The 26,331-nt window shown below is 54.0% G+C and carries 32 protein-coding genes and 1 tRNA gene; 21 read left to right on the top strand and 12 right to left on the bottom strand.

The annotated features are described in order from the left end of the window. The first annotated feature begins 54 nt into the window (after positions 1–54). From CI070_RS09250 to CI070_RS09240, 3 genes are all read left to right on the top strand, one after another. On the top strand, positions 55–1,017 hold the full coding sequence (locus CI070_RS09250; protein ID WP_094135288.1) for a polysaccharide deacetylase family protein: 963 nt from the start codon (positions 55–57) through the stop codon (positions 1,015–1,017). A gap of 248 nt (positions 1,018–1,265) precedes the next feature. Then, positions 1,266–3,647: a protein translocase subunit SecD gene (gene secD / locus CI070_RS09245; RefSeq protein WP_179218281.1), complete on the top strand. Its 2,382-nt coding sequence runs from the start codon at positions 1,266–1,268 to the stop codon at positions 3,645–3,647. A gap of 212 nt (positions 3,648–3,859) precedes the next feature. After that, on the top strand, positions 3,860–4,876 hold the full coding sequence (locus CI070_RS09240; RefSeq protein WP_164917349.1) for a tyrosine-type recombinase/integrase: 1,017 nt from the start codon (positions 3,860–3,862) through the stop codon (positions 4,874–4,876). Here the strand turns inward: CI070_RS09240 and CI070_RS09235 are convergent. The 8 genes from CI070_RS09235 to CI070_RS09195 form a co-directional block, all read right to left on the bottom strand. Continuing rightward, positions 4,855–5,139 (bottom strand): hypothetical protein, encoded by a 285-nt coding sequence (locus tag CI070_RS09235; protein WP_094135285.1) that lies wholly within the window; start codon positions 5,137–5,139, stop codon positions 4,855–4,857. The two genes, CI070_RS09240 and CI070_RS09235, sit on opposite strands and share 22 nt — an antisense overlap. A 14-nt stretch (positions 5,140–5,153) precedes the next feature. Further along, positions 5,154–5,498 (bottom strand): hypothetical protein, encoded by a 345-nt coding sequence (locus CI070_RS09230; protein WP_094135284.1) that lies wholly within the window; start codon positions 5,496–5,498, stop codon positions 5,154–5,156. 73 nt (positions 5,499–5,571) lie between these two features. After that, positions 5,572–5,898 (bottom strand): HNH endonuclease, encoded by a 327-nt coding sequence (locus CI070_RS14610; RefSeq protein WP_094135283.1) that lies wholly within the window; start codon positions 5,896–5,898, stop codon positions 5,572–5,574. A 3-nt stretch (positions 5,899–5,901) separates the two neighbouring features. After that, entirely contained in the window at positions 5,902–6,639 is a 738-nt protein-coding gene (locus CI070_RS09220) for a hypothetical protein (protein ID WP_143245491.1), read from the bottom strand. Positions 6,640–7,051: 412 nt separating this feature from the next. Further along, positions 7,052–7,240, bottom strand: coding sequence for a hypothetical protein (locus tag CI070_RS09210; protein ID WP_094135280.1), 189 nt, complete (start codon positions 7,238–7,240; stop codon positions 7,052–7,054). Then, complete coding sequence (locus CI070_RS09205; protein WP_094135279.1) at positions 7,241–7,624, bottom strand: hypothetical protein; 384 nt, start codon at positions 7,622–7,624, stop codon at positions 7,241–7,243. Between the two features lie 12 nt (positions 7,625–7,636). After that, positions 7,637–8,164 carry a hypothetical protein gene (locus tag CI070_RS09200; protein WP_094135278.1) on the bottom strand — a complete coding sequence of 176 codons (528 nt, stop codon included), beginning with the start codon at positions 8,162–8,164 and terminating at the stop codon, positions 7,637–7,639. Positions 8,165–8,193: 29 nt separating this feature from the next. After that, on the bottom strand, positions 8,194–8,397 hold the full coding sequence (locus CI070_RS09195) for a hypothetical protein (RefSeq protein WP_143245490.1): 204 nt from the start codon (positions 8,395–8,397) through the stop codon (positions 8,194–8,196). Between the two features lie 111 nt (positions 8,398–8,508). On the opposite strand from CI070_RS09195, the gene CI070_RS09190 reads away from it, so the two are divergent. Next, positions 8,509–8,853, top strand: a complete 345-nt coding sequence (locus tag CI070_RS09190; RefSeq protein WP_094135276.1) for a hypothetical protein — start codon at positions 8,509–8,511, stop codon at positions 8,851–8,853. A gap of 118 nt (positions 8,854–8,971) precedes the next feature. On the opposite strand, the gene CI070_RS13190 is transcribed toward CI070_RS09190, so the two are convergent. Both CI070_RS13190 and CI070_RS09180 read right to left on the bottom strand, forming a co-directional pair. Continuing rightward, on the bottom strand, positions 8,972–9,895 hold the full coding sequence (locus tag CI070_RS13190) for a hypothetical protein (RefSeq protein ID WP_143245489.1): 924 nt from the start codon (positions 9,893–9,895) through the stop codon (positions 8,972–8,974). Positions 9,896–9,908: 13 nt separating this feature from the next. Then, positions 9,909–10,307: a hypothetical protein gene (locus CI070_RS09180; protein ID WP_094135274.1), complete on the bottom strand. Its 399-nt coding sequence runs from the start codon at positions 10,305–10,307 to the stop codon at positions 9,909–9,911. Between the two features lie 136 nt (positions 10,308–10,443). Between CI070_RS09180 and CI070_RS09175 the strand changes: the two genes are divergently transcribed. From CI070_RS09175 to CI070_RS09150, 5 genes are all read left to right on the top strand, one after another. After that, positions 10,444–10,872: a hypothetical protein gene (locus CI070_RS09175; RefSeq protein WP_143247163.1), complete on the top strand. Its 429-nt coding sequence runs from the start codon at positions 10,444–10,446 to the stop codon at positions 10,870–10,872. 100 nt (positions 10,873–10,972) lie between these two features. Continuing rightward, positions 10,973–11,048 (top strand) — tRNA-Glu (locus CI070_RS09170). A 943-nt stretch (positions 11,049–11,991) separates the two neighbouring features. Further along, complete coding sequence (locus CI070_RS09160; RefSeq protein ID WP_094135271.1) at positions 11,992–12,600, top strand: hypothetical protein; 609 nt, start codon at positions 11,992–11,994, stop codon at positions 12,598–12,600. Further along, positions 12,593–14,338 (top strand): terminase gpA endonuclease subunit, encoded by a 1,746-nt coding sequence (locus CI070_RS09155; protein ID WP_094135270.1) that lies wholly within the window; start codon positions 12,593–12,595, stop codon positions 14,336–14,338. Before CI070_RS09160 ends, CI070_RS09155 begins: the two co-directional genes overlap by 8 nt. Continuing rightward, entirely contained in the window at positions 14,316–14,711 is a 396-nt protein-coding gene (locus tag CI070_RS09150; protein ID WP_094135269.1) for a hypothetical protein, read from the top strand. Before CI070_RS09155 ends, CI070_RS09150 begins: the two co-directional genes overlap by 23 nt. 391 nt (positions 14,712–15,102) lie before the next feature. Here the strand turns inward: CI070_RS09150 and CI070_RS09145 are convergent, their stop codons facing one another. After that, positions 15,103–15,945, bottom strand: a complete 843-nt coding sequence (locus CI070_RS09145) for a DUF2971 domain-containing protein (protein WP_179218280.1) — start codon at positions 15,943–15,945, stop codon at positions 15,103–15,105. 150 nt (positions 15,946–16,095) lie between these two features. Here CI070_RS09145 and CI070_RS09140 point away from each other — a divergent pair, with 150 nt between their 5' ends. From CI070_RS09140 to CI070_RS09090, 11 genes are all read left to right on the top strand, one after another. Then, the gene (locus tag CI070_RS09140) at positions 16,096–16,386 is read left to right on the top strand and encodes a hypothetical protein (protein WP_094135267.1); all 291 of its coding nucleotides are present in this window, start codon (positions 16,096–16,098) and stop codon (positions 16,384–16,386) included. Positions 16,387–16,388: 2 nt separating this feature from the next. Then, positions 16,389–17,915: a phage portal protein gene (locus CI070_RS09135; protein ID WP_094135266.1), complete on the top strand. Its 1,527-nt coding sequence runs from the start codon at positions 16,389–16,391 to the stop codon at positions 17,913–17,915. A 44-nt stretch (positions 17,916–17,959) separates the two neighbouring features. Then, entirely contained in the window at positions 17,960–19,078 is a 1,119-nt protein-coding gene (locus CI070_RS09130; RefSeq protein ID WP_094135265.1) for a head maturation protease, ClpP-related, read from the top strand. 55 nt (positions 19,079–19,133) lie between these two features. After that, entirely contained in the window at positions 19,134–20,096 is a 963-nt protein-coding gene (locus tag CI070_RS09125; protein WP_094135264.1) for a hypothetical protein, read from the top strand. Between the two features lie 89 nt (positions 20,097–20,185). Then, positions 20,186–20,506, top strand: coding sequence for a hypothetical protein (locus tag CI070_RS09120; protein ID WP_094135263.1), 321 nt, complete (start codon positions 20,186–20,188; stop codon positions 20,504–20,506). Positions 20,507–20,523: 17 nt separating this feature from the next. Continuing rightward, on the top strand, positions 20,524–21,300 hold the full coding sequence (locus CI070_RS09115; protein ID WP_094135262.1) for a hypothetical protein: 777 nt from the start codon (positions 20,524–20,526) through the stop codon (positions 21,298–21,300). Continuing rightward, positions 21,297–21,761, top strand: coding sequence for a hypothetical protein (locus CI070_RS09110; RefSeq protein ID WP_094135261.1), 465 nt, complete (start codon positions 21,297–21,299; stop codon positions 21,759–21,761). Before CI070_RS09115 ends, CI070_RS09110 begins: the two co-directional genes overlap by 4 nt. A gap of 54 nt (positions 21,762–21,815) precedes the next feature. Further along, on the top strand, positions 21,816–22,193 hold the full coding sequence (locus CI070_RS09105) for a hypothetical protein (protein WP_094135260.1): 378 nt from the start codon (positions 21,816–21,818) through the stop codon (positions 22,191–22,193). A gap of 31 nt (positions 22,194–22,224) precedes the next feature. Beyond that, complete coding sequence (locus CI070_RS09100) at positions 22,225–22,698, top strand: hypothetical protein (protein WP_094135259.1); 474 nt, start codon at positions 22,225–22,227, stop codon at positions 22,696–22,698. A 26-nt stretch (positions 22,699–22,724) separates the two neighbouring features. Next, complete coding sequence (locus tag CI070_RS09095) at positions 22,725–23,222, top strand: hypothetical protein (protein WP_094167849.1); 498 nt, start codon at positions 22,725–22,727, stop codon at positions 23,220–23,222. Further along, the gene (locus tag CI070_RS09090) at positions 23,216–23,431 is read left to right on the top strand and encodes a hypothetical protein (protein ID WP_094135257.1); all 216 of its coding nucleotides are present in this window, start codon (positions 23,216–23,218) and stop codon (positions 23,429–23,431) included. The genes CI070_RS09095 and CI070_RS09090 overlap by 7 nt, the downstream gene beginning before the upstream one ends. A 10-nt stretch (positions 23,432–23,441) precedes the next feature. Here the strand turns inward: CI070_RS09090 and CI070_RS09085 are convergent, their stop codons facing one another. Continuing rightward, positions 23,442–23,618: a hypothetical protein gene (locus tag CI070_RS09085; RefSeq protein WP_179218279.1), complete on the bottom strand. Its 177-nt coding sequence runs from the start codon at positions 23,616–23,618 to the stop codon at positions 23,442–23,444. 62 nt (positions 23,619–23,680) lie between these two features. Between CI070_RS09085 and CI070_RS09080 the strand changes: the two genes are divergently transcribed. Next, positions 23,681–26,308 (top strand): tape measure protein, encoded by a 2,628-nt coding sequence (locus tag CI070_RS09080; protein WP_094135255.1) that lies wholly within the window; start codon positions 23,681–23,683, stop codon positions 26,306–26,308. Positions 26,309–26,331: the final 23 nt, after the last annotated feature.

Genomic DNA, 26,331 nt, shown 5'->3' with positions numbered 1-26,331 from the left:
GATTTAGGACGTGACAAGAAGGCGGGATGGGCGTAAATCCTCCAAAAACCTGTTATGAAGAAACATTTATTCCTTGCATGCGTCTTGGCGTTCGGCCTGTCCGCCTGTTCCCAGCACCAGGAGCGGCCGGCGGAGCCCGTTTCTCCGGTGAAAACGACCATTTCTCCCGTGACTGCTCCGGGGAAAAAGCCGGACCGGCCGGCTGTGAAATTGCCTCCCAAGCCCGTTCCGGCGCCTTCCGTAAGTCCGTCCTATAATAATACCCCGCTTTCCCCGCGCATTCCGGGGGTAACGGTCAACCGCGTGGCTGTGCCGGACAAGGTGGTGGCCCTCACCTTTGATGACGGCCCTCATGGAACCCTGACCTCCAAGGTGCTGGACATCCTGCGCGACAATAACGTCAAGGGGACTTTCTTTATGCAGGGCTGCAATGTGAAGGCCCATCCCCAGGTAGTGCGCCGCATGGTCAATGAGGGCCATGAAGTAGGCAACCATACATGGAATCACGTTTATTTGAGCAAAGTGTCCCGTGAAAAAGCGGAATCCCAGCTCCAGAGCACTAACGAAGCCATCCGCAACGCCTGCGGCGTTGTCCCCGTGGTCATGCGTCCCCCCGGCGGCTATACGAATGCCGGCGTGGCGTCCTGGGCCCGCCAGCGCTTCGGCTTCACTACGGTCATGTGGGATGTGGACACGAATGACTGGCGCAAGCCCGGTTCCTCCGTGGTGGCCGCCCGCGCCGTGAACGGCGCCAAACCCGGTTCCATCATTCTGGTGCATGACATTCACGCTTCCACGGTGGCGGCGGTGGACGCCATTGTGAAGGGATTGAAAAACCGAGGCTATGAACTGGTGACCGTTTCCGAGCTTATCAGGAGAGGCCGAGCCGCCGCCGGCCATGCTCCTTCCATGCCCGCGGCCCCTGCCGTACCGGATTCCTCTCCCCTTGCCGTTCCCGCGATTGCGGCTCCCGCGGAGCCTGCTTCCGTTCCGGTGGAGACGGTGGCCGGCATGTAATCCCCGGTGTTTTCCCTTTTCCTTTCAGCCCGGTTTCCGCAGGGAAACCGGGCTGTTTATTGCCTGGCCGGAGCATTTTTTCCAACGTTCCGGAAAGGATGCTTTTCCCTTAACGGGCACACGCACAGAAGGCTTGACCTGCTGGTGAATTTCTCCACAATCCTTTGCCGTATTATTCACCCCCAATCCGGATTGAAATGTCTATGAATCTTCTGGCATCTGCCGATACTCTACCCGCGTCTGGCGGAATGTCCGCTCCTCTCGCCTTTATCTACGATCTCTTCAATAACCCTCTTTTCATCTTCATTGGCGGTCTGGTATTGCTGGGCGTGTTTTTCTGGTATCTGGGTTCCGACCAGGACAAGGTCAAGCGCAATGCCGGAACGATTTTCATTATCGGCATTGCGTCTTTTTCCCTGTTCTCCCTTTTTCAGCAGGGGTTGAAATACGGCATTGACATTGCCGGGGGCGTCTCCTTCACGTTGAGCGTGGAACCGAATATCGGTGACGACGGCAAGCCTATTCCCCTGACGGACCAGGCCATGGAACAGGCATGCGTGATTCTGACGGACCGCCTTAACAGTACCGGGGCCAATGACGTCATTATCCGCCCGAAGAAAAAGGACAACCTGAACCTTATAGAAGTCCAAATCCCCGCTGCGGATCCTGCCAAGCGTGAGGAAACCAAGGCTATTCTGACCAAAGTGGCCAAACTTCAGATTCTCCCTGTCCACCCGCGCAACAATGAACTGGTGGCGGAGGGGCGTATCCGCGTTCCCGGATACAGGATGTATGAATATACCTTCAAAAACGGCAAGGGTGAGGACATCACGGAAAAAATATTCCTGGAAAAGCGTGAATCGCTGACAGGCAAGGATATCGTGCGCGCCGGGGTGGATCTGGCCCGTCCCGGCCACGTCAACGTCACCCTGAGCAATGAAGGGGCGGACAAGATGTATAACCTGACTTCCCGCATGCAGCTGGGCCATGACCGCATGGCCATTGTGCTGGATGATGTGGTCAAGAGCGCGCCAACGGTTCAGGCTATTCTTTCAAAAAGTTTTGAAATCAGCGGTCTGGATGCTCCCGGAGAGGCGGAAGCCCTGACGAAGGTGCTTTCCAACCCCCTCACCAACAAGCTCAATTTTGAGTCCGCCAGTGAAATTTCCGCCTCTCTTGGGCATACGGCCCTCCTTCAGGGGGAATACGCTGGCATCACGGGGTTAATCCTCTGCTTCATCATGATGATCATTTACTACCGCTTTGCCGGCTTGGTGGCTATCATGGGCCTGACGATCAATGCCCTGCTTCTCCTGGGGGCCATGTCTATCTTCGGGTTTGAGCTGACTTTGCCGGGTATTGCCGGTATTGTGCTGACTCTGGGCGTGGCGGTGGACGCGAACGTGCTGATTTATGAACGCCTGCGGGAAGAAAAGGAAATGGGGCGCCCCTTCCGCGTGGCTATCCGCAACTCCTTTGACAAGGCGTTCTCCGCTATCTTTGACTCCAATATCACCTCGCTTATTACAGCCGTCATCCTGTACTGGATGGCAACCGGCACCATCAAGGGGTTTGCCGTCACGTTGACAGTAGGCGTCATCACTTCCATGATCGGGGCGATTCTCGTTACCCGCGTCCTGTTCTACTGGGCGGATACCGTCGGCATGATGAAGGATCTTAAATTCCTCAACATCTTCAAGAAAAAGACGAACATCGATTTCATGGGCCAGAAAATCTGGTCCTGCTCTCTTTCCTCCATTCTGCTGGTGATATGCATTGTGGTTGGCTCCGTAAAGGGCAAGGATTGCCTGGGCATGGACTTTACGGGCGGTTCCTCCATTTCCTATCTGGTGAACAAGGGTGACATCTCTTTCCGGGAAGTGGAAAGCGTGGTCAACAAGCTGTCCCTGACCCAGAAGGCTACGGTGCAGGAAGTGGCGGAGTCCACGGACAGCAGCAAAGTGAATATTCTGATTAATTTCTCCGACCACGCCCAGGACAAGGAGGCTATCACCACGGCATTGGACAAGGCGTTCCCGGTGCTGGACAATGCTCCGTTCAGTGAAGAAACCATCGGGCAGTCCATGGGGTATGATACGCTCATTACTTCCGCCTGGGCCCTTTTCTTCGGCATTCTGGGAATCATGGTCTACCTGACGGTGCGGTTTGAATGGACCTTCGCCATCGGTGCGGTTATCGCCCTGACGCATGACGTCCTGCTGGTGCTTGGCCTGGTGATTCTCAGCGGCACGGAGCTGAATGTTATTCACATTGGCGCGTTGCTGACGGTGGCGGGGTACTCCATCAATGACAAAATTATCGTATTTGACCGCATCCGCGAATTCCTCCGCTTTTCCGACCCGAATGAAAGCGCTTCCCAAATCATGAACGAGGCCATCAACCAGACGCTTTCCCGTACTATTTTGACCTCTCTTTCCACGCTGGCCGTGCTGGTGTGCCTGTACTTCTTTGGCGGTCCTTCCATGGAAGACTTCGCCTGGACGATCTCCGCAGGTATTTTGATCGGTACGTACTCCTCCATCTTCATCGCTTCTCCGGCGGCACTCCTCTTCTCCCGGAAGCATGGGTTGCATGAAGAAGTCAGACAGGCCATGAAGGCCGGAGCCTGAGATTTGGCGTTGATTCATTAAGTCTCTGACAGGGGAAGGCATCATGCCTTCCCCTGTCTGTTTCTTGAAAAGAGAGGGATAGAGAAAGGCCTTGTCCGGAATAGAACCCGCGAGTTATTCCGGCATATATTCAGGGGGTATTTTGTCATGTTTTTACTAGGTTTTTTATGTTTGTTGTTGATGGATTTACTACGCTGTACTACGTTTCTCCTATGGCGTCCTACTACAAGCGCAAGGATAGTCCCTATTATTGGGTTGGCGTGATGCGTCCGGATGGGCGGCGGAAATACCGTGCGACAAAAATCAGGCATGACCAGCCTGGGGCCCTGCGGCGTATTCTGGAATATGTGCGCGGACTGGAGAAAGAGGAACAGATGGCCCGGAATGAAGATGGCCGCCAGTTGTTCAAGGCGTGGGTGCCGGCGTTCCTGGAAGAGTTTCAACGTGAAGGCACGCGCCGCCGTTATCAGGTGGCGTGGAGGCATTTGGATTTGTTTTTCAGGCTCCGGGATGTTCAGCATCCGGGGGAAGTGGATTATAACCTGTTGAAAGATTATGTGGCTTTCCGGACGGATGCGGCCATGGCTAAGGAGTACGGTTGGCGCGCGTGTACCCGCAATAGTGCCATTCTGGAGCTGAAGGTGCTGGGGCGCATCATGACGGAGGCGGTAAGGAAGGGCTATATTTTCGCAAACCCGTGTTATCACATGGGCTTGAGAAAAGACCCGGCGCGGGAGAAAAGGGAAATCACGAAAGAAGAAGAACGGCGCATTGTGGAAGCCTTGAAAGAGGCTCCGGAATGGATGCGGGATTCTTTCATGATTGCCATGAAGCAGGGATGCCGGCTGAAGGAAGTTCAGGTGCCCGTGGAACGGGTGGATCTGGAACATGATACTATCCGTTTTCTTGGCAAGGGGGGCCGGATGCACGAGGCTCCGTTGCATCGTGACGTTAGGCCGATTGCGGAAAAGGCCATGCGGGAGGGGCGTTCCTCCCTGGTTAAGTTGCCGGGGAACGCAAGCAAGCAATGGTGCCAGTTTTTTGACGATTTGGGGATGCCTGATTTGAGTTTCCATTGTACGCGGGTAACGGTAGTGACCCGGCTGGCGCGCGCAGGATTTTCTGAAGGGCAGTGTATGCAATATGTGGGGCATGCCTCGGAACTGGTTCATGCGATTTATCGGAAGCTTAAAGCGCGTGATGTGGCTCAATTAGGTGATGTTTTGTAGGCGTCAAGGTTGCGTTGCGGAATGCCGTGAGGGCCGGTAGGGCTTTTGCGTTCTTTGTACGGGCGGAATTCCGGGTTTGCTTTGAGCCATGCCAGGGCGTCTTTAATCAGGATGCGGCCGCCTGGGAACGGGCAGCCCCATTTTTTCATTGCGGAGGTGAAAGCCATGGTAACTCCAAGCGCGGCGGCAAGCTGGGTCTGGTTAAGCAGTCGCGGGGAGTTGCTCGGCAAGTTGCGGAGTTCTTCTTTTTCTTTTTGGGTCATTGGTGTGTGGGTGGTTAGAGGTGGATGATATAAGGGGTGATGGCCGTGGAGGGGAGGCCGTGGCGTTTGATGTGTTCGGCGTAGGGTGATGTTGGGATGTGGTGGCGGCAAAAGGTTCCGGAAGTCCGGTGGGTTTGCAAGTAACAGGTTTCCCCGTCCTTCCCGGTGCGGCGGCTGATGATGCAGGCTCCTAAATTGAGGGGGGTGGCCGTTACTGTAGTGTCGGTAATGTCCGCATCGGCGGCATTGATTTTGTAGTCAATTTCCTGTTCCGGTGCCCATAGCTGGCAGTTTCCGCAGCATTGGCAGGAGGTGAAGTTGTCTTCAATGTAACTTGTTTCTATTTTGTAAACATACATAATTTTTTAATTCATAATGTTTTAAGTGTTTTTTTGAAGATGGCGCCGTTTTGGCGTTTTTTAAGGGTGTAGTTTATGATAACTTTTTTATATTTAATAGATTATCTAATGGCGCCGTTTTTGTCTTTCGAGTTTCCCGGGCGTTTCTGATTCTCATTCCGAGATCTAGCCGGTTGTGGCAACGTTGGCAAAGAACGATTAAATTCGGATAGGCGTTGTTTTCCGGTCCTTCCAAGTATTGGATATGATGGACGGTGAGAATAACCTTGCTTCCTGTAATGGGGTGTGCCTGATGGTTTGTTGCTTGGCAGAGTTCACACTTGTTTCCGGCGCGGTGTCGTTCGCGGAGGCTGATAAACTTCCAGTCAGGCGGATATTTCGATTTATCTTTGATTGGCATTATTCACCCCTCCTTTCCGTCCTCCCACATGACCCCACAGGCGCACATGGTATGCTTATTTTCCAAGGTGAGGCGGGAGAGCTTGCCCGCCTTATAGTCCCGTATCAGGTCAAACAGGGTATATTTGCCCGTTTGGTCAAAGATGGTGCGGCCAAAACGTCGGCGGAACCGGCTTTCGAACCGGGCAGCCTTGGCAAACACGTCCGGCTTTTTGAGGTACAGATTGACGTAGTGGCCTTTTCCAGCCATTAAACACGCATCATTGCAGTTGGCATGGCCAAATCCCAGCTTGTAGGCTTTCGGGGGTTCTACACCAAGGGATTTTAATTCACGTTCGATCTCGCAATGGAAATGGTACGGTTTTTCCAGAAGTGGGAAGCAATACCGCTTGTGCGGAAAACGCTTTTTCATGCGTTCTGCGCGTTCAACTTCTTCGTGGGAAAATCCAATTACAATATGAGTGTCCGGTGTAGCGTGTTCCGTCATCCATTTGTTAAGGGGGGTGCGTTTGAGAGCAGAAGAGCATTCCGGGGCGTTAAAATCCGGTAGGAAGCCGGAATTCATGGCTACGTCATAGGGCGTGATAAGCTTGCCTCCGGCCCAGTCAGGAAGGGCGCGAACAATGTGCAGCGGTACTCCTAAAAGGGCCGCTCCCTGGACGATGAAGCGGTAATTGTCTGCGGCCTCATTCCCGGTATCTGCATAGAGCAATACCGTATGATCACGGCCGAACTTTTTCACGGCCAGTTGAGCGGCTTTCCAGCTTAAAAGTCCGCCAGAATAGTTACATATCGCTAAGAGTTCCCGGCCAAAGAATTCAGTCTGGTACATCACTCCCCCTCCTTTCTCGGTTCCCATTTAACAGGATCAGCCCATTGAGAACATTCCGCGCAGGGGGAATTTGATGCAAGTGATTTGAAATGTAGGCAATTATCGCAATACCTGTCCTCCATTGGCACCCACGCCCGGCATGCGGCTCGTTTCTTCCATGCGTCCCTAATGGCATCTTCAACGCCGTACATTATCCGGGGCTCTCCGTGATAATCGCTGCATTCCCCGGAGCCTTCCGTGAAACGCATTAAGCTTTTCCGCTCTTTCAGGATGCCGCGGGCTTCTCCATAGGCCAGGATCGCTTTCTGTTCAGGCGTCAACTTCATTTTTCCCGTCTTTTCCGGTTGAGTATTTTTCTTTTAATTTCCTTCCAGTTGTTGCCGATGGAGCCGGTGCATATCTCCTTGACTATGGAGCCGTCATACATTGCTTCAATGTGCATGGCGTCAATTTTCAAGTGGGCTTTCCATACGTTAAGGCCGTATTTCCTTCTTTTGGCTGGAGCTTTCATTCAAAAAGGTATTTCTGAATCTTCTTCGGTTAGTACTGCTGCATCCCTGATTTTCGTCCAAAGGTTCAACTGCTTTTGTTTTAATTTGTATTGTTCCTTAACGATATTTTTGTATTCCTGAATCAAAGGGCTTTGCTCTTCTTCCGGGGTAAGAAAGAAAACGATTTGGGGGGCGTCTTTGTTTCCGTCCGCGCGGCCGTCATAGCGGAATCTTTCTTCCGCGAGATACGGAAAGCCTATAGGACGAACTACAAAGTGATGTGTCTGGCGGCGATGCACAACACCAAAGGTCCATAATCCACATTCTTTTAATGAGTTGTCGAATAGAAAAAAACGGACGATTATTCCGTCTGTAATATTGCTAAATAATTTTTGTTTATTCATAGTGATATTTGATTAAGCGGTTTTCTGGTTGAGGGTGTATTGGTTCTTCAGGGCATCCCAAATCTTCAGAAGGGAAGAGGTTTGTTCCGGGGTGAGGTGATAGGCGGAGCGCAAAATGTGTTCTATGCGGTAGCGGGCCGCGTGGCCAGGTTCATAAGTTGTTTTTTGGAGCCAGAGGGCCGCGCGGGTGTAGTTGTCTTCAGGTGCGTCCGTATTTTTTTCTTCCGGCGCGGGACATAGGGGGGCAGTTGAAGGAGGAACAATAATACCTAAGTAAAGAGTGTTTTTTGTGGCGGCTATCGCATGGACGGTAGCCGCTGTTTTTTTTGTTTGATGAAACATTCTTACGTAAAGCAGGAGCGGCGTTGTTTGTTCAAGTTTGATGATGGGGGAGTGGGTGGTGTGGATGAATCCTTGATTTGAGAGTTTGGATAGATCCTGTTCGTCCAGGCAAATGTATTGAATGGCTTTCCCGGTATAGGGAGCTAAATCAAATTCCGTAAGGCTTGGCGTTTTGATGGAGTGTGTGATGGTGTTCATGTTTTTTTTCTTTGATGGTTTGGTTGAGGTCAGGCGGCAGGGGTGGGTTGTTTGGCCTGCTGGAATTTCAGGGATTGGAGATAGACCAGGTTTGCAAGGATGATGCCTTTCGGCACCGCGCTTGCCTGGGTGATGACGTCGAGCTTTTCGGCGTCTGCCGCGGATATGTCGGTATAGACTAGCACTTTTTCCGTGGTGCCCTGTCTGCTGGTGGTGGTTATTGTGTTGTCCATGCGTGCAAATTTCCACAAACAGGGAAACTTGTCAACTATTTGTTTCCCCATAATGGGAACATAGGTGGAAAAAGTGTTGCTTAATTTCCCGATTTGTGGAAACTTTGCCGCATGGAAAATTTCAAACAAACCGTAAAAGATTGGTTACGTAGCAAAGGGAGAAAAGTTGACTGGCTCGCGGAGCAATTGGGGGTGTCTAGAAAGACGGTTTATTCTTGGTTATCCGTAGAAAGACCTATCCCTAAAGGGCACAGAAACTACATAGAAAAATTGATAAAAGAGGAACAAAATAATGAAACGTCTCACAATGTTCCTACACAAGTTGTTTTAGAGTTTTCCCCGGAACAGTATGCTGTTGTAAAAGCAGAGGCGGAACGCCGGGGACTGACTGTTGAGGAATGGGCCCGGGAAGTGTTGCAATCTTTGGCAAATGTGACTGTTAGAGTTAGGGCTTAACACGGAAAGGTACAACTTTTGTATCCGTAGCCCTGAATGATTATCATAGGTTAGGCGGGAAGGGAGGATAAAAAAGCCGTGCCTGGTGAGAGGCACGGCGGAAGGAAATGCAGATATATTATAGAACTTCTCTTAGTAGCTCTTCGCGGTTTTTCCCCGATTCTATTTCCGCTTCTTCCCAAAATTCCTGTTCTGTGATGATAACAGTAGGAGAACCCGGTTCCATAGCATGGGCAAGTTTTCCGCCGATATTTCCGTGTTTGTAAGCTGTTGACCCTTCAGCGCACCATATCAGGAGGTCTGCTCTGGAGCTTTTGCTTGATATTCCGCCGCCTAAATTTTCCACAATTTTTTCTAAATGTTTCCGTTGCGCATAAGGTGATTTCCCGGTGAATAGGCACCAAGTCCTTTTGAAAGCCGGCCAGTTTTTTGATTCATGGGAGGCGGTGCGTTGGCGAGATATCCATGATTCTGATTTTGCAAGAAGAGTATCAGAACCAAAAGGTTTAAGAAAAAGTAACATGCGGATTTTCCCTTTTCCTGTTTCTAAATAACTGGTCATGATTTCCCGCGCGGTTTTATAGGGTTGCCAAGTAGATATTTTTTCCGATTCAGGAGGCAAAAAAGAAATAAGACGGGAGATAAGTTCTGCGGTGATTGAAGATGAATAGCTGAGGGAAAACAAGTGTTTAGCAAGGTGATTCCATAAATGATTGTAATACAGGAGTTTTTCTTTATCTCGGCTAATGGGATTTCTGCCTTGTATTATTTTAAGAGATAAATTCCAGAAATCATAAGGAGAGAGATTTTGTTCTTTTATAGCCCATAAAACTTCTGAAGCCCCTGGCTGTTTTTTTAATCTTTGAAGAGTTGGAAGCACTTCTGGAATATCATCTAGATTTGGAGAGAGATTTAACAAATCGCAAGCAAGCATATATCCTGTAAATTCAAACAGGCAAATATCTGTTTTGCGAGAACCGCAGTTGCGAATGAATAGGGGGTTATCTTCGTTGTCAGATAGCGTATATGAAATGGTTGCCATGATTGCAGGATGGTTATTTTTTGACGATACAGACAAGAAGCTTGATGATGCTGGCAGCAACAAGCCACCCCATGGAAAGAAGAAGGGCGAGCAGGATAATAAGGCCAAATCCTGCCAGAGGTATGCGGGATATTTCCGGTACTGGATAAGTGCGGATGCCGGTGATGAGAGTTCCGATAAAGGTTAGTACTGCAAAAAAGATGCAGACATTAGCTGTTCCGGTGGCAAGGGAAAGTGCGGATTCCTGTTCAGAGGCTTTCTCCTTCCCCTTTTTGGAATTGGGGGCTGTCTGGCTGATGACGGTGGGAATAGCCGTGAAACTGTGCTGGCAGTGCGGGCAAATGCAGGGTTTGCCTACATAGTGGTCCGGGCAGGTGATATTATTGTTGCAGTTTGGACAAATAGTGTTCATTTGCAGAATAGAAGATACTCCTATATTAGGCTTGATTATGACTGATTAGGCAAGTTTTTTCTGGATGTTGAAAGGAATTGACAAGCCATTGATATAATAGTTTCATTGATTCGTTATGCGTACTTTTACCTTTATCATGTTTTTGTGCCTTTTGTGTTCTTGGAACGGATATGCCGCCAGAGAAAAGGGTGAGATTATGCTTTTCCCTAAATCTGAAAGAGCGGTAGCAAAATCAGAGAAGAAGTATCTGGAATTTTACCGGAATTTGAATAAGGGGGTGTTAATGTATGAGGTGAAATTCGAAGAGAAAAAGCAATGGATTGAGAGGCCGGCTTCAGAGATGGGGAAGTTGGGAGAAAGAAGCCGGAAAGCAGGGAATGGAAAGATTGAGGTCTTAAAAAAGGTGAGAGTTAAGACGAGAGGGAAAAAGGTTGTGCTTGTAGGTTTTAAGAAGCCGCTTGCCACAGGGGAAATCATTAAAGTTACGGTCAAGAAAATAGGCGTTTATGAGCGGACGGAAAGAGGGGATGGCGATACTTGGGCCGTATATCAGTATGAAGAATAATGAGGACCGAGAGAGGTTTTTTGCCGTTCTGCGTAAATAGTTCTTGCCTTTTGGCCTCCGGTAGTATTTACTCCCTCGCGCAGTCCCTGCAAACCTAAAAGTCGCGTTCGTCTAGCGGTCCAGGACTCCCGCCTTTCACGCGGGCAACACGGGTTCGAGTCCCGTACGCGATGCCAGTTTTCTTTATTCTTTCCGGCGTCATGAACTGTTCATGACGCCTTTTTTTTGTGTTCTTCCGCGTCGTTGCCGCGTGCCGTTCTTCCCTTTCTCCCGCCTTCTTCTCCTTGTCCGTTTTTAGGGCGTTTTCACACTTTCATTTTGGATTTGGGGAGCGTCGTTCCTGTCCGGGAACGGCGCGCTTTTGTGCGAATTGAAAGGGGGCGTGGGGTTTTGAAGAGTGCTTCGCAAGGAGGAACATGCCGGAGCGGGGCAGATAACGGCGCGTTTTTGAAACGTGGTCAAGGATGACGGCGCAGGGAATAAGCGGTTGATGATAAGGTGAATATGTATCTTATAGCGTACTTGCGTACTTATTACCGGATAATAACGGATAGAAGAATGATATATAAAAAAGATTCCGAAAAGAAAACACGGGGCAAGGGCGCAAACGGCACGCAGGCAAGGCCGGAATGGGGAAGGCAGGGCCGCCATGCGGGCGCATGATGGCAGGTGCCGGGGGGAGTGCGGCAAGGAATCTTTTAATTGAGGGGCCCTGATCGCGGAGTTCGGCGGACACAGGGAAAAGCGGGAGTGTTCATGAAGGGATTTTTTTAGCGCACCATGAAGGGGGATGGCCGTGTTTTTGTTCGCGTGGGTCTGCGGTTTTTTCGCAAAAGCGGACGGATGGCGGCGTTTTTTTCGTCTTCCGGGCGGCGGACGGGGGAAAGCGGCTGATTTGGAGGGCATTTTTTCGTTTTTGAAAATTTCGCTTAATAGTAGAGAGAGCGAACGCCCGCCGTCGTGAATAGGTGCACGGCGGAGAAGAGTAGCGCGGCGCGGGAGGCTTCCCCCGGTGAATGAGACGAGCATTTGCCGGGTCGCTGGGGCTCCGGGAGCATGCAGGCTCCAGCTGGGGCTTGTCCGGCTTTCCGGGCGTTCGCTTTCTCATGTATTCGTGATATGGGACAGAAGAGAGACAGAGTAAACGGCGCGCTGAAGAAGGCTTTCGCGGAGAAGAATGGAAAGTCTTTGCGTTGGGCGCAGATAGAAGCGGCCAAGGATTCCCCGGCATGGAGGGCTTTTCTGGCGGCGCAGTTTCCGCCGTCCTCCGCGGAAGCGGCCGGAGGCGGCGGAGAGGGCGCGCCCATGGGCGGAGCGTCCGATTTGGCGCGGGCCGGGGAGGCGAAGGAAAGCGCATGGCAGATTTTGAAGAGGATGGAAGAGCAACTGGAAACGGCCGCCCGGTCCGGTGACGTGGGGCTGATTGCGTCGTTCACCCGTGCCGTGCGCGAAGCGCGCGCGAATTGGGAGCGGGCCGGCCTGCATGAGCAGAGGCTTCAGGAGGCGGCCGGAAGTCTGGTGCCGGTTCACGTGTTTCACGAGATGCGGACGCGGGGCGTTGCGCCGCTGGCGGAGCTGATGGCGCAGCAGAGGGATTTTATCGGTTCCCGGCTGGAGGCGGCCGGGCGGCCGCGTTTTTATGAAGCCTGGGACGAATGGGCGCGGGAGTGGAACAGGAAGATTGATGACCTGAACGCGGAAATAAACGGATTGTTGAATCATGTTTAGCAAGTTGAAGATTCATGAGAAGCCGGGCGTGGTGGAGTGGGCGGAAAGATGCCTGGTCCTGCCGCGGGAGACTTCACCGAACGCGCCGGGGCGGTTTTCCACGGCGCGCATGCCGTATATGCGGGAACCGCTGGAAAGCATCAGGGAAGAGGGGTTGCAGCATATTTACTGGTGCTTCGGCACGCAGTCCGGCAAGACGGTTTCGCTGTTGATTGCGGCAGCGTATTTTATTGACAATGACCCCGCGCCCATGTTGTGGGCGTTGCCTACGGAAATTCTTGCCAGGTCGTTTTCACGGGCGCGGCTCCAGCCGCTCATATCCAAGAATGATGTGCTGGCGCGGCATAAGCGGCGTGATCCTGACGCCTTCACGGCGGCGGAAATGCGCCTGGATTCCATGGAGCTTTACATGGTGGGCGTATCGGAGCCGGGCAATTTGTCCAGCAGGCCCATTATGCGCTGCGTGATGGACGAGGAAGCGAAGTATAAGCATGAGAATAAGGAAGAAGCGCACCCGGTGGACCTGATTGAAGAGCGCGCGAAGGGGTTTCACCGGTATCAGATTCTGCATGCGTCCACGCCTTCTTCTGAAGATTCTTATTTCTGGCAGAATTTTATTACCACGGACATGAGGAAGTTTTATGTGCCGTGTCCGCGCTGCGGGGAAATGATGCCCCTGGAGTTTAGCCGGAATACGGTGCAATGGGAAAGGCGGGAGGATCTGGAAGGGGATGCGCTGGCGGATTGGGTGCAGGATCATACGTTTTACGTGTGCCCGCATTGCGAGGGCCGGGTGGAGGATTGGGAGAAGATTGGGATGATGGAAAAGGGGGAGTGGCGGCCGACGAATCCGAACGCCTCCCGCGCGCGGCGGGGGTATCACCTGAATTCCCTTTATTCCCCGTTTGTGACATGGGGGCAGATGGCGCGGAAGTTCATCGTGGCTCAAAATGACCTGTTCCGGCAGGTGGCCCTGCACAATTTCCGGAACGGCTGGGAGGCGTTGCCGTTTACGCAGTATGAAATCAAGGTGGGGGATGACAGCGTGCGGGGGCTGCGCGGTGTGTGCCGGCGCGGAGAGTTGCCGCGGCATTATTATTATCTGGTCGTGGCGTATGACCCCGGCCAGAATCAAACTCACTGGGTGGCGCAGGCGATAGGGCGCGGCGGGGAAACATGGGTGGTTGATTGGGGAACCCTGCTGGGCATCAGCACGACGGACGCGACGCCGGGCATAGGGGCCCATTTTGAAAGCCTGGAGTGGGGCGGGGTGCGTCCTGATTTTGGGCTGATTGATTCCGGGGATTGGGCGCAGAAGGTTTATGACGAGTGCTATAAGTATTACGGCAAGCTATGGCCTACGAAGGGGAGCGGCGCAAATTTCGGGAGTTGGAATGTGAGTGAAGTGAAGTCGCATCCGGGGCTGGAGCTTTATTTGTACGTGGACCGCACCGCCAAAATGGAGCTTTACGCGGGGCGCATCCAGAAAGGGGCGGCTCCGGCCCTGCATTTGCCGGAAGATGCGGATCAGGATTTGCTGGCCGGATTGTCCGGGCAGCAGCTTGAGAAGCCAAGGGGCGGCGGGCTGGCGCAATGGCGGAAGCTGCCGAATGACCATTATGGAGACTGCGTAAAAATCGGGCAGGTGTCCTGGTGGGTGCGGCGCGGGGATTTTTACGCGGAAGAAATGAACGCGATTGAAGAAAGGAAGCAGAATGAGGGAGTACCGGAAGAATGACGTGCTGGAGAGGCTGAAGGCGGCTTTGGAAGCAGGGCTGTATAAGGCGCGGTTGCTGAAAAAGCATGGGCTGCCTCCGGATACGCCGGCGCGGCTGTTGGAGGGGGAATGGCTGCACCCTGAATGCGCGGGGCTGAATGCGGCGTGGAAAGATTTTTGGGACAAGCGGCAGGCGTTTTTCTGGACGTTGAAACAGTACCACGCGGAGCGGGGCCGGGAGGTTCCGGAATTGGTGAAGGTTCTTTTTGATGCGTTCGTAGAACGGTTGTCGCTGGCGTTTGATGAAGAGGCGTTGAGGGCGGCTTTTCAGGATGTGCTGGAACAGGTGGAGCAGTCTGTTACGGATGATGTGCAAATGGAGTTTAATTTTTAGTGCGGGTTTTTCCCGGCGGTGTGGTATAGTCCGGGCCGTTGACGGCAGGGAAGGGCCCTGCCGTAACGCTTAACCCCTAAATAGAAAGGTTTATATGCTCTATGTAAACCCCCTGTTGCTTGAGTGGCTGGGGCAGGTGCTTGTGCTCCTGCTCGGCTAGTCAAGCCCTCCCTTCCGGGTGCAAGCGGGAGGGAGGAAAAAGGGGTTGACGTTTTTCTTATATATGCTATAGGAGAATCAGCAGGGATTATAGAGCATCCCGCCTTTCTAAATAAACCCCGCGCCGTTGCACCGGTGCGGGGCTTTTTTTGTGGAAGATTTTTCAGGAGATCCCGAACCAGGCGGACCGGTTTGATGCGGATGGTGTTCAACTGGAGAGCGGGGAAGAGTGTTATTCTCCGTTTCTCTTAAGCTCTTTTAAGAAAGCTTCGTGTTCATCCGAAATGACTTCAAACGTGTTGTTGGTTGGTTTGACCCTACTGACATTTATTTGATCATCATAAGAAATTTCATCGCTATAGGTGATTTTTATACCATTTTTTTCTCCTAAAGTAAGAGCGTTGATGCGTGATTGCGTCAATCCTTCAGGATAAGGGCAGTGCATCCCCAACATAACGCTTTTTATATACAGATTGAATCCTCTGATGAATACTAAACTATCTTCTACTTCTGCGGGAAATGAAGTTGGGATAATAATGCGTTGTTCTTTTTCATATGTCCAAGATTCATTTTTTGTAATAAAAATAGGGTTTATTTTGAATTCTATTTGATCTCCAGATGTAGTATATCCTGATAAAATTCCATCGAATTTGGCACGTTCGTTCTGATAGTCAATATCCCATAGTATAACATAATTAGTTATTTCTTTTGTTTTTGGATTTTGTTTCGAAAAAAAATAGTCTCCTTCATGTTCTACCATCAATCGCCTATATATATAGGGATGCTCTTCTTTAGGATCTGATATTCTATTATAACTTTTTTGTTCCGGGAGCGAGGGAAATCTGAAATGCACACAGCATCCTTTATGGTTATCAGCATAGTGTGCCCACATGGTGGGTGATTTATAGGTTTTGGTAAAGCTCAGGAAGCCGTATTCCTTACGCAAATGATTGCTATCGAAAGAGGTATATCCGTCTGGCAATTTTGTTGGCGGGGCTGACATGAATTCGAATGGATCATTGCATTCTTCCGGGAAAAGGACTTTGAGGCGCCCCTTTTCCAATGTTTTAATCATGTTCTCATAGGACATGAAGATGTAGGCATCAATGTATTTTATATTCTCTCCTGTCATGGGAATATATGGAAAGATATGTGAGAAAGGAAGTCAATGACATTCGGGCGTTGTGGCGGATGATAGCGGGTTTTGAAAAAGCTCCTGAAGGGTATGAACCCTATTGTACAGGCTTATGTGGAAAATTATGATTTGCCGGATTTGCAGGGAATGCTGCGGGAAAAGCTGGCGATTCTGGAAGGGCGCAAGGAAATAACCGGGGCCTCCACAGGCGGCGGAACGTCCTACACCGCGCAGGAGACCATGAATTTAAAGGACCATATAGCCTGCTTGCAGGAGGCAATCACGGTCAAGAAGATGGAGGAAGGGGATTTTTCCGGCCTGGCCGCCGCGGATGACGGCGTGCGGGAAGTGCGGTTTGACCATACCATAACACGCTTTTGACCATGGGCAGGAACAGAAGGAAGGTGTATGCCGGGGCGCGCCGCGGTCATGGCGCGCGGGTGAAGATGAACCGGGAACCGGAAACGGCGCGGAGGGAGATGTGGGGAGGGTATGCGGCCGCGTTGCAGTTCGGAGGCTCCAGCGTGTTATACTGGCCTACGCTGGACAGCCGGTTTGAAGTGGATTCCTGGACGCTGGACCGGGTTTGGCGGAATGCGCGGAATCTGGAAGCGAATTCCGGGCTTGCCGGGAAGGCCGTGGCGGATGTGGTGGAGTTGCTGGGCTGGCTGGTGCCCCATGCCTGCACGGCGGATGAAGACTGGAATCATGAGGCGGACCAGATTTTTATGAATCGGGCCGTGAATCCGGAATTGTTTGACGCCCGCGGAGAGCTGAATTTTTTTACGGCGCAGATATGGAGCGAGCGGCAGCGCGTGATTGACGGCGATATGCTGACGGTGCTGACCAGCGGGCCGGATGACGGCGGGGCGTTCGCGTTTTACGAGGCCCCACAGGTGCAATCTCCGGCTGATGGGGGGAAGGCGTGGAATTGCGGCGTGATGCGGGATAAAAACGGGAGGACGGCAGCCTATGGGCTGCGGCATCCGGACAAGGGGGAGGTGACGGTAATTCCGGCCCGTGATGCTATTTTGTACCGGCATAACATGGGCGGAGGGAAGCCGCGCGGCCTGTCCGATTTGCACCGCGCTATCCGGAATTTGCATGATGAGGCGGATATTGTGGGGTATGTCAAGCAGTCTGCCAAGCTGGCCGCCTCCGTTGGGCTGGTGGAAACGGGGGGCGCGGAGAAACGGCCGGGCATGGGGACCGTGGGCAAGGTGTCCGTGGGGCCGGACGGGCGCAGGGTGGAGCAGGTGTTGGGTGGGCCTACTGTCCACCAGCTTCCGCCCGGCCGGGATTTGAAGGTGCTGACGGATAACAGGCCGTCTCCTAATGTGATGGCGTTGCTGAAGCATTTGATGGATGAGGTGGCTTATGGCATCGGGCTTTCTCCGGCGTTGCTGTGGGAGCCTGACAAGCTGGGAAGCGGCGGCATCCGGTTTGTGATGCAGAAGCTGAAGCGTTGGCTGAAAATCAGGCATGCCTACAGGCAAATGTGGTGCGTGCGGGTGTGGCGTTTCATGCTGGCGCGGGAAATGGCCCTGGGACGGCTGCGCTTGTGCCGGGATCCGTATTGGGTGCGGTGCCTGTGGACGCCCATGAGCGACATGACTATTGACCTGGGCCGGGAAGGGAATCTGATGATTAACCTGGTGGATTCCGCTCTGGCGGATCAGGATGGCTGGTGCCTGGCCAATTACGGATGCACGTTTGAGGAAATAGTGAAGAATAAGATACGGAATCTGAAGATGGCTAAAGAAGCCTGCGCCCGGAACGGACTGACCCTGCAAGAGGTGATTCCGGGAGCGAACCGCGGCGGGGTAGCCGCGGCGGCGGAGAAACCGGAAGAGGAAGAGCCGGGAACGGGCGGCGGGGAAGAGGAAGATGGCTTGCATCCCCATGAATAGCAATTTTGAAAAAGCTCCTGAAGGGTACAGAACAGTAATAAGTGATGAATAAGATTGTTTTTGCGCAGATGGCGGCACGTCTGGAAGGCGGTGCCGGTGAACAGAAAAAAACGGGCATGCTTGCCTTTTCCCGCATCATGGAGGCGGAAGAGAAGGTAGGGGTGGCTACCATTTCCGGTTATATCGGTTACGGCAATGCCACGGTTGACGAATTTACGAAGCACCTTGAAGAGTTGAAGGCGGAGGGGTGCACGAAGTTTGAAGTCATCCTGAATTCCATGGGCGGCAATTTGTTTGAGGCGTCCGGGATTTACGACATTATCAAGGGGTGCGGGATGGAGGTGACGGCCAAAATTTACGGGGTGGCCGCTTCCGCCGCGACGCTGATTGCCTGTGCGGCGGGCCGGGTGCTGATTTCGGAAAATTCCCGTTATATGGTCCACCGGGCGCGCGGGTGCGCGGTGGGGACGGTGGAAGAGATTGAGGCTTACGCGGCGGATCTGAAGGACGCGGAAGGGCAAGTGACAGGCATTTACGCGGAGCGTACCGGAAAGAGCCCGGAAGACGTGCTGGCCGTGCTGAACGCGGAGACGTGGATGAACGCGGAAACGGCCGTGAAGGAAGGCTGGTGTGACGAAGTGATTTCTCCGTCCGCTGCGGAGTCCGGCCAAAAGGAAACGGCCGCGCCGGGGAACGAAGAGGACGGCGGCGGGGAAGGGGAAGGCCCTGACGAAGAAGAGAAGGGCGGGCCGCCGCAGAATTACACGGTATTGCGCCGCATGATGGCCGCCGTGGGGCTTGCCGGGAAAAACAGCGTGGAGGAACTGGAACGGGAAGTTGCCCGGCTGGTGGCCGAAAACGAAAGGCTGGCGGCGGAAAATGACGGGTTCCGGGGCATGCAGGGGCAGCAGGCGCGCGTGATGGAGGCGCACGAGCGGGAATTTGAGCAACGCGTGAAGGAGGCCGTTGTGCGGGAAATGGCGGCTATAGGGGTTGCTCCGGTAGGGCTGCCGCCCGCGGAGGGAGCCACGGAAGAGACCGGAAAGAAAGAACCTGCCATGACGAACGAAAAGCTGCGGGAGATGGCCGCGCAGGATGCGCTGGAATGGATTATGGGGCATCCGCAGGAGGCCGCGCGGCTGGCGGAGCAGCCGGGGAAATAGCATCTTGGCCGCCATAGATAGATTTTTACTAACAAAACGCAAACATAAATAAAATATGAACAAGAAAACATTGATGAACATCCCGCGGAATGCCGTGATGGAAGGAAATGATGTCGCCGCTCTGAACTGGACCATTGTTTCACAGGCGGCTATTGCCACCCTGGAAGAAGAATTGGCTTCAATCAGCCGGTTTTCTCTGGACGTGTCCGGCGAGTTCAAGATGGACGGCGATTCCGTCAAGGTGGAAGTGATTGACGGAGCCGGGGAGGCGTTGAAAAATACGGAAGACTGGAATCAAAGCGAGCTGAAAACCGGCTCCGTTTCCGTGACGCTGAACCGTTATTCCCGTCCGGCTGGCCTGTCCTATAAGGAAAGAAAAAGCGGGGTGCAGCTTGCGAATAAGGTGCAAACGCTTGTGCGGACGGTCGCCAAAGCGTTTTGGAAGGACCTGATGGCCGCCATAGCCGATTCCGGGGCGGAAGTGGTGAATATTGGCCCGCGGGCCGGGTTCAAACCGGAAATGATGGCGGATGTGATTTGGCCGTCCATGACTAATGGCGCGGATGCCGTTTATTTGGATCGGATGTATTATTCCAGGCTGATTCCCACGAATGCGCTTGCTCTTAACCTGGCGGACGGGGCATATTCCATTCCGGGGGGAATTCACTACGTGGAAGGGGTGAACGTGCTTGCCGGGAATGCCGGGGTTGGTTTTGCGACGCGGCCGGACGCGCTGGCCGTTGCCGTCCGTCTTCCGAACATTGATCCGAAGCTGAAGTTGGAAACGCAGGTGGTGGAATCTCCTAAGCTGGGGATTTCCCTGCTGCTGAAGTGCTGGCCTGACCAGGGGACGGAAACGGTTTACATTTCCGCGGAGCTTTTGGCCGGCGTGGCGGTGGGCAATAAGAACCATTTGCGACAGCTTTCCGGCGCAGCTCCGGAGACGGCGGCGGAAGGTGGAAGCGTTGAGGACGGCGGCGGGGAAGAAACGGGGCCGACTGAAGAGGAAGGGGCCTGACGGGTTTTTGGCGGAATCATGGGATAAAAGAGAGCAAAGGACCGGCGCGCGGGGTGTCAATTCCGTGCGCCGGTTTTTGTTGAACGGATATGAGCTTATCAGGAGAAATAAAAAAATTGCTGGACCTTGGGGATCATGAGCAGGAAGAAGCCTGGGGGGAGCGCGTGACGGTGGACGGCCAGGAATGCCGGGGCGTTTTTGCGCCGCTGGAAGGCTGGTATGAGGTGGAGCTTGGCGGCCGGGTGTGCAAGGTGCAAACGTCCCTGCGCGTGCGGCGGAAGGCGTTGAAGGGCGTTCCCGCGGCCGGGCGGAAGGTGGTGGCGGTCCGAAGCGGTAGGGCCTTCCGCATTGCGCGGGTGCGGGACTGGGCCGGAGACGTGGCCCTGGTACTGGAGTTGTCCGAAGTATAGGCCGGAAGGGGGGGCGAATGGCGCAAGTCAGGTATAAAGTGGATATTTCCCGCGTGCTGAAAAGGCTGGCGGAGGTGAAGAAGGTGGGGGCTGACGGCATCCGGGAGTTGACCCTTGAATATGCCAAGCGGGCAGCGAGCAAGGCCATACGCACCACGCCGCCAAACAGCCTGAAGAATGGCGGAAACGGAAAAAGAGCGTTGGAGGAACATATTGCGCGGGATATTGGCGGGGATCCGTTGGAAACGGATGTGAGGCTGAAGCGCGGTGAGGATGGAAGGCCGGTGCCCTATGCTTACCCCAGGAAGAAGCGCGGCGGGGTGTTGCTGGGGGTGCGCGGGAAAAAGTTTAAGGGCGTGGCTACCGTTTCCGCGGATGCTTTTTTGCGGAGCCATACCCTGCTGAAAATGGGCCGGAAAAGCAGCGTGCGCGTGCTGAAGGGCGGCGGCCTGATGTCTCCGGGAGTGGCGCAGGCGGGAGACGTGCGAAGGGCTTTGGCGGAGCGGCGGCGGCACGTGGGGAGGATGGCGGCCGGGTGGCTGCGGGGCGCGCAGGTGGCCGGGCTGAGGAAGGTGCCCGCGTGGATCGCGCGGCACGCCTCCCATTATGACGGCGCGGCGTCTTTGACGGTTCAAGGCGGCCGGGTGCGGTTTGAGATGGAGAATTGCCCGGAATATCCTGACCGGGGGCAGCTTTCCCGCGTGGCGGCGTATGCGCTGAATTCTGCGGGCCGGGATATGCGGAAGGTAATCAAGGGGTATGTTGCCAAGTTGAAAAAGGAGCTTAATTCATGATGACACAGGCAGATTGTTTGATTAAGGCGGTGATTGCGTGCCTGAAGGCGCGTTTTCGGAAAGACAGGGGGAACACGGAACGGGGGATTCCAGATGGGTTCCCGGTGCCGTTGAAGATGGCGGTGGACGAAGACCGGGAAGGGAAGGAATATGCGTTGTTCCAGGCGGCGGAAATGGAGGAAATTGTGGCCGGGTACAGAACGTATCACGCCGGAATATCCGTGGATCTGCATTTGGACGCCAATGACCGGACGGCGGATGAAATACGGATGTTGCAGGCGTGGATGGAAGAGCGGCTGAAGGAAGTGGACCGCGCCGGGTTGAATGCCGTGGAGAGCCCGCGGCCCTATCGGAATTTCCTGGTCATAGGCAAGGTGAGGCTGGGGCCCGCGCAGGATGCGGCGGCGGAGGAAGGCGCGTTTGCGGTGACATGGAAAATGACGGTGCCCGTGCAGTTTTGAAAAAGCTCCTGAAGGGTAGATAGATGAACTTTAACATGAAAGGAAATTGATTATATGCCTGCACATATTGGAGACGTGCCCAAATACGGTATTGATGAACCGGAACAGGGTATTTTTGTTGAGTCGATCGACTTTGACGGCCAACAGGAAATTTATGAACAAAAGGATAACAAGGGGAAAAAGTGTGGTTTGGTGATTGTGGACGAAGAACTTTCTTTCTCTATGTCCGGCGCGATTCTTACCACGGGGGCGGCGTCGTTGAAAATGGGGGCGTCTTTGACGCTTGCTAATGAGATTCCGCAGATTTGGAACACCACGCCCGCCGGAACTACGGTCTTCCTGAAAGGGGTGAAACGCAGTTTGAAGAATACGGACGCGCAGAAGATGGACGTGAGCGGAACTGTTTACGGGTTCGGAGCCTCCGCATCCTGAAGCCTGAATAAAAAGTTAGATAGTAAGATTGATGAATGCCGCAGACAATAAAAAGCTGGAAAGTGATGTGGTAGTTTTTACCGAAAACGCATCCAGATACGAAACGGAAAACACCATGCTTGCCGCGTTGCTGCTGACGCTGGGGGTAAGTATGAAATGCACAGCCGGAAGCGTGCTGATAGGCAGCGGCGCGCGCCTTTCCGCGCCGGGTGGGGTAATTACCTGGCAATTTGAGCCGAAAAGCGAAGACGGAAGGTTTAGGACGGAGGAAGTAATCAGGCGTTTCGGGGATAAGAATTGGCTGACTGACCCGGAAAATGAAAGCCCGCTGGCTTATGTGGCGTGCGCGTTCCACAATTACAAGCGGTTATTGGATTTTGTGAAAAGCCAGGTGCCGCTTGCCGTCATCCGCAAGGGGAAAAGGAAGGCCCTGGTGCGGCTGGATGCGGATCCGTATTGGCAGGGCGTGGCGGAGGGTTTTCTTGGCGGCCGGCCTTTAATCTAACTTAATTGACAACCAAAAAAAGCAAGATGGAACTACAGGAACAGGAAAGGCGCGCCCTGACGGAAGCGGCGTTGATCGGGGGAAATGAATTCCGCTGGAAGAGCTACCGGCTGCGGTGCATGACCCTGGGAAGCATGATGCAGTTGCAGCGCATCGGGAATCCTTACAGCCGCTTGGGGGAAATTAACCTGGGCTCGGATGAAAACGGGCGGCATCCGTCCATGTGGGAAGCCCTGGGCGTAACCGACAAGGCGCAAATTGTCTATTATCTGGCAGAATTCCTGTGGGTACACATGGGGAGCCGGGAAGAAGTCAGGGAAGGGGTCTTTGCGCCGGAGGAAGAACGGCGCGCCCTGGTGGAAGCGGCGGCCATGGGCATTCCCGGCCGGGATTTGGTGGAACTGGAATGCGCCGTGCTGGGGGACATAGAAGTGATTCAGGCGGGAATGGTGAATCCGGAACCGGAAGGGGAGGATGAAGAGGACCCTTTAGGGCGTGGCCGTCCTGGGGCGCGGCCATGCTGATGACGGTGGCGCGTGTGACGGGTTGGCCGGAACGGGAAATTCTGTGGGAAATTCCGCTGGCGCGGCTGGTGCAGTACGTGCATGCGGTCTGGAGCTATGACGCGACGCCGTGCCGGTGGAGCTGCTACACGGAACCCTCCGGGCATGTGGGGGACGTGCTGGAGCAGGCCAGGGAAGCGTGGAGAAAACAGGTGGAGGGGCTGGAGTGATCCGGCCTCTTCATTTTTTGTGGCAGATGAGCCAGAAAATAAGGATGGGAATAAGGATGATAGCCCAGCTTACCGGATCTGTCAGTATTTCCAGAAGAGGCAGGAAGAAGCCAAGAAGGAAAATGATTCCGATAATGAAGATGATTACAAGACCTGTTTTTTGTAACAGATACAGCAAGATTTCCATGATGGAGGAAAACACGAAGTCCATTTAATGATTTTTTATATTATCAGTCAATGTAAAATATTATGAGCGAAGGCGCAGTTATTAAAATAGATGGTGATGCGAGCGGCTTTATTGCCGCAACGGAGGAAAGCAGGAAAGCGGCAAGCGGCATGTCCGAAGCCTTACAGGGGGCCGTGGGCGGAAGCACGGGGGAGGCCGTGAAGGGGCTGAAGGGTATGGATCAGGAGGGCCGGAAGGCGTGTAAACGGCTGAATGCCGGTCTTATCAATATGAGTGCCACCATTACGGGGGTAGGGGCCGCCATTAACGGCCTGCGGGCCGGATGGGGCAAGTTTTCCGCCATGCTGGCGGGTGGAGATGACATAGAAAGAGTAACCCGGCGCATGGAGGCGTTCACGGGCGGCGCGTCAAGCGCGGCGGGCGCGGCGCGTGATGTGGTGGATTTTGCTGATACGCCGCCGTTCGGGCTGGCGGAAACGCAACGGGCGGCGCAGTTGCTTCTTGGGTGCGGCGTCAGGGCAAGCGAATTGAAGAGCACATTGGAATCCCTGGGCAATGTGGCGGCGGGCAGCGGAATGAGCCTTGAGCAGATAGGAGTGCGGCTTTCCGTAGCTTTTCAATCTGGTAAAGTAGGAATGCGTGATTTGAGGCCTTTAATGGAGAATGGGGTTGATGTCCTGAAATTGTGGAGCAGGCAAACGGGAAAGACCAGGGCGGAATTGCAAAAGATGATGACGGAGGGAACAATTGGTTTCCGGGATTTGAAGGGGGCTTTAGTCTCCATGGGATCTGCCGGAGGGCAGTTTGCGGGAGCCATGGAGAAAAATACGCAGGACATTGAGAACAGGGTGGAGACCCTGAAAGGCAAGGTTGGGGCCTTGAGCCGGGTTTTTGCGGAACCGGTAACAGGCGGCATCAAGGATGCCATGGACTCCATAGGCGCGTCATGGTCCGGTCATGGGCCGGAGGTGGAGCGCGGCTTGAGGAAAACGGGCGAATTGCTGGGGCAAATCGTGAAAGCGGCCGCGCCTATTATTTCCGTAGTAGGAAAAGGGCTGGCAACGGTAGCTGCAGGCGGCGATCGGCTTCACGGGATGCTCCGGAATGGAATTTTAGCGTGGGCAGCGTGGAAGGCGGCCGGCAGTTCCGCCGGGGCAGCAGTAGGTCAGGCTGTGCTGTCTGCGGGGAGGACGTGGCAAACAGGATTTAATAATGCGCTTGTGTTATCCGGGCAGAGGACGCGGAGCGTAATGGGGGATATCCGGGCATTAGGGGCTTCTGCTCGTTCGCAGGCGGCGCGGATGGGGGCTGCGTTTAGGGGGGTGGGTGCAAGTTTGGCTTCCGGCTTGAAGGGGCCGGCCATTATGGGGGCTATTGCGGCTATTTCCGTAGCCGTGGAAGAGCTTTACAAGGCGAGCCATGAGGCAAGCGGGGTGGCCTCAAAGGGAGAAATGGACAAAAAGAAAAATTTCAAACGGTCGAATGATGATTTTGATGAACGCGTGTGGAAGATGGCCGGGGAGGCGTCCAGCAAGCAGGACGTGGGGCGCGTCATGGATGAATATGACGCCGAAATTAAACGCCTGAAGCGCGAAGAAGAAGACCTGCTGGCGGAAGATCCGCTGGGGAGAATGACGGTTGCGGTGCAGGATAGGCTGGTGCTGTTGCAACGTGAGCGGAAGGAGTTGCAGCAGATGGCGGAAGCGAACGCGAAAGCGGCGGAGACGCGGGAACGGGCGGCGCAGCGCGGGCAGCAGACGGAAGAGGCACGGAAGAAGACGCTGGAAAAAATCAGGGAAATACAAGATGAATTGTTATCCCTGGATTATGACCGGGCGGAAGAAGAGAGGGAGAGGCGGCGCAGCGGAATGGGGCTGGAGGACCGGAAAAAAGACCTGCTGGGAGGATATGGGAGCATTGAGGGCCTCAAGAAGGCCATTGCGGAGCAGAAAGCCCTGCTGGATGGCGGGGACGCCGTGGACGGCATGTTGAATCTGGAGGGGGTGGAGTCCAGAATCAAGAGCCTGTATGAATTGCTTGGCAAGGTGGAAGAGGTGGATCGTGAAATAGTGGAGCGGAATAAGGAATGGGACAAGGCGGAAGCCAAACACCAGAAGCAGGCTGCCCTGCTGCGCGCGGAAATTCACGGGCAGAAGGATAAGCTGCGCGTGTTGCAGGAGCAGGCGCGCGTGCTGGAGCTGCAAAACCAATATGAGGCGGATGGCATGAGCAAGGCCCGCGCCGGCGCGGCGGCCCGTGAAATAGCCGCCCTGGAGCAGAACCGGAACCGGGCGCAGGCCGGGCGCGAATACCGCCGGCAAATGGCCCTGTTGAAAGCTCAGGCGGAGGGAAACAAGGCGGAAGAGCGGCGGCTGAAGATGGCGGAGCGCATGAAGGAAATTTATGACCAGCAGCGCGGCTTGGGGATAGACAGGAAGACGGCCATGAGGCGTGCCCGCGGCATGGCCGGGTTGGAGGATATGGTGGAGCGGCGGAAGGACCGGAAGGAAGGGAGCGGACCCATAGCGGACAGTCTGGCGCAAGTGGGCGGCGGGGGCCGCTCCATGATGGGGAGCATGCCGCAACTTACGGAAGCGAGGAAGCAGACAAATTTGCTTCAGCAGATCGTGAAAAACACGGGCGCGGGGCGGAGGGGAACCCTGAAAACGGCGGCCGTGCTAGGATATTGAAATAGCCGCTAAATGATAGAGAG

The sequence above is a fragment of the Akkermansia muciniphila genome (assembly GCF_900184965.1).
In the GTDB taxonomy this organism is placed as follows: Bacteria; Verrucomicrobiota; Verrucomicrobiia; order Verrucomicrobiales; family Akkermansiaceae; genus Akkermansia; species Akkermansia muciniphila_A.
This window is presented reverse-complemented; position numbering and strand designations above follow the sequence as displayed.

Excerpts from the sequence above, each read along its gene's own strand:
- CI070_RS09190 (WP_094135276.1), top strand. The coding sequence starts at position 8,509 with ATGGAAAATTTCAAACAAACCGTAAAAGATTGGTTACGTAGCAAAGGG.
- CI070_RS09140 (WP_094135267.1), top strand. The coding sequence starts at position 16,096 with ATGAACCCTATTGTACAGGCTTATGTGGAAAATTATGATTTGCCGGAT.
- CI070_RS09135 (WP_094135266.1), top strand. The coding sequence starts at position 16,389 with ATGGGCAGGAACAGAAGGAAGGTGTATGCCGGGGCGCGCCGCGGTCAT.
- CI070_RS09105 (WP_094135260.1), top strand. The coding sequence starts at position 21,816 with ATGCCTGCACATATTGGAGACGTGCCCAAATACGGTATTGATGAACCG.
- CI070_RS09095 (WP_094167849.1), top strand. The coding sequence starts at position 22,725 with ATGGAACTACAGGAACAGGAAAGGCGCGCCCTGACGGAAGCGGCGTTG.
- CI070_RS09125 (WP_094135264.1), top strand. The coding sequence starts at position 19,134 with ATGAACAAGAAAACATTGATGAACATCCCGCGGAATGCCGTGATGGAA.
- CI070_RS09130 (WP_094135265.1), top strand. The coding sequence starts at position 17,960 with ATGAATAAGATTGTTTTTGCGCAGATGGCGGCACGTCTGGAAGGCGGT.
- CI070_RS09145 (WP_179218280.1), bottom strand. The coding sequence starts at position 15,945 with ATGATTAAAACATTGGAAAAGGGGCGCCTCAAAGTCCTTTTCCCGGAA.
- CI070_RS09090 (WP_094135257.1), top strand. The coding sequence starts at position 23,216 with ATGCTGATGACGGTGGCGCGTGTGACGGGTTGGCCGGAACGGGAAATT.
- CI070_RS09250 (WP_094135288.1), top strand. The coding sequence starts at position 55 with ATGAAGAAACATTTATTCCTTGCATGCGTCTTGGCGTTCGGCCTGTCC.
- CI070_RS13190 (WP_143245489.1), bottom strand. The coding sequence starts at position 9,895 with ATGGCAACCATTTCATATACGCTATCTGACAACGAAGATAACCCCCTA.
- CI070_RS09195 (WP_143245490.1), bottom strand. The coding sequence starts at position 8,397 with ATGGACAACACAATAACCACCACCAGCAGACAGGGCACCACGGAAAAA.
- CI070_RS09160 (WP_094135271.1), top strand. The coding sequence starts at position 11,992 with ATGGGACAGAAGAGAGACAGAGTAAACGGCGCGCTGAAGAAGGCTTTC.
- CI070_RS09200 (WP_094135278.1), bottom strand. The coding sequence starts at position 8,164 with ATGAACACCATCACACACTCCATCAAAACGCCAAGCCTTACGGAATTT.
- CI070_RS09180 (WP_094135274.1), bottom strand. The coding sequence starts at position 10,307 with ATGAACACTATTTGTCCAAACTGCAACAATAATATCACCTGCCCGGAC.
- CI070_RS09230 (WP_094135284.1), bottom strand. The coding sequence starts at position 5,498 with ATGTATGTTTACAAAATAGAAACAAGTTACATTGAAGACAACTTCACC.
- CI070_RS09205 (WP_094135279.1), bottom strand. The coding sequence starts at position 7,624 with ATGAATAAACAAAAATTATTTAGCAATATTACAGACGGAATAATCGTC.
- CI070_RS09085 (WP_179218279.1), bottom strand. The coding sequence starts at position 23,618 with ATGGAAATCTTGCTGTATCTGTTACAAAAAACAGGTCTTGTAATCATC.
- CI070_RS09210 (WP_094135280.1), bottom strand. The coding sequence starts at position 7,240 with ATGAAAGCTCCAGCCAAAAGAAGGAAATACGGCCTTAACGTATGGAAA.
- CI070_RS14610 (WP_094135283.1), bottom strand. The coding sequence starts at position 5,898 with ATGCCAATCAAAGATAAATCGAAATATCCGCCTGACTGGAAGTTTATC.
- CI070_RS09175 (WP_143247163.1), top strand. The coding sequence starts at position 10,444 with ATGTTTTTGTGCCTTTTGTGTTCTTGGAACGGATATGCCGCCAGAGAA.
- CI070_RS09150 (WP_094135269.1), top strand. The coding sequence starts at position 14,316 with ATGAGGGAGTACCGGAAGAATGACGTGCTGGAGAGGCTGAAGGCGGCT.
- CI070_RS09115 (WP_094135262.1), top strand. The coding sequence starts at position 20,524 with ATGGCGCAAGTCAGGTATAAAGTGGATATTTCCCGCGTGCTGAAAAGG.
- CI070_RS09110 (WP_094135261.1), top strand. The coding sequence starts at position 21,297 with ATGATGACACAGGCAGATTGTTTGATTAAGGCGGTGATTGCGTGCCTG.
- CI070_RS09100 (WP_094135259.1), top strand. The coding sequence starts at position 22,225 with ATGAATGCCGCAGACAATAAAAAGCTGGAAAGTGATGTGGTAGTTTTT.
- CI070_RS09120 (WP_094135263.1), top strand. The coding sequence starts at position 20,186 with ATGAGCTTATCAGGAGAAATAAAAAAATTGCTGGACCTTGGGGATCAT.
- CI070_RS09240 (WP_164917349.1), top strand. The coding sequence starts at position 3,860 with ATGGCGTCCTACTACAAGCGCAAGGATAGTCCCTATTATTGGGTTGGC.
- secD (WP_179218281.1), top strand. The coding sequence starts at position 1,266 with ATGTCCGCTCCTCTCGCCTTTATCTACGATCTCTTCAATAACCCTCTT.
- CI070_RS09155 (WP_094135270.1), top strand. The coding sequence starts at position 12,593 with ATGTTTAGCAAGTTGAAGATTCATGAGAAGCCGGGCGTGGTGGAGTGG.
- CI070_RS09235 (WP_094135285.1), bottom strand. The coding sequence starts at position 5,139 with ATGACCCAAAAAGAAAAAGAAGAACTCCGCAACTTGCCGAGCAACTCC.
- CI070_RS09080 (WP_094135255.1), top strand. The coding sequence starts at position 23,681 with ATGAGCGAAGGCGCAGTTATTAAAATAGATGGTGATGCGAGCGGCTTT.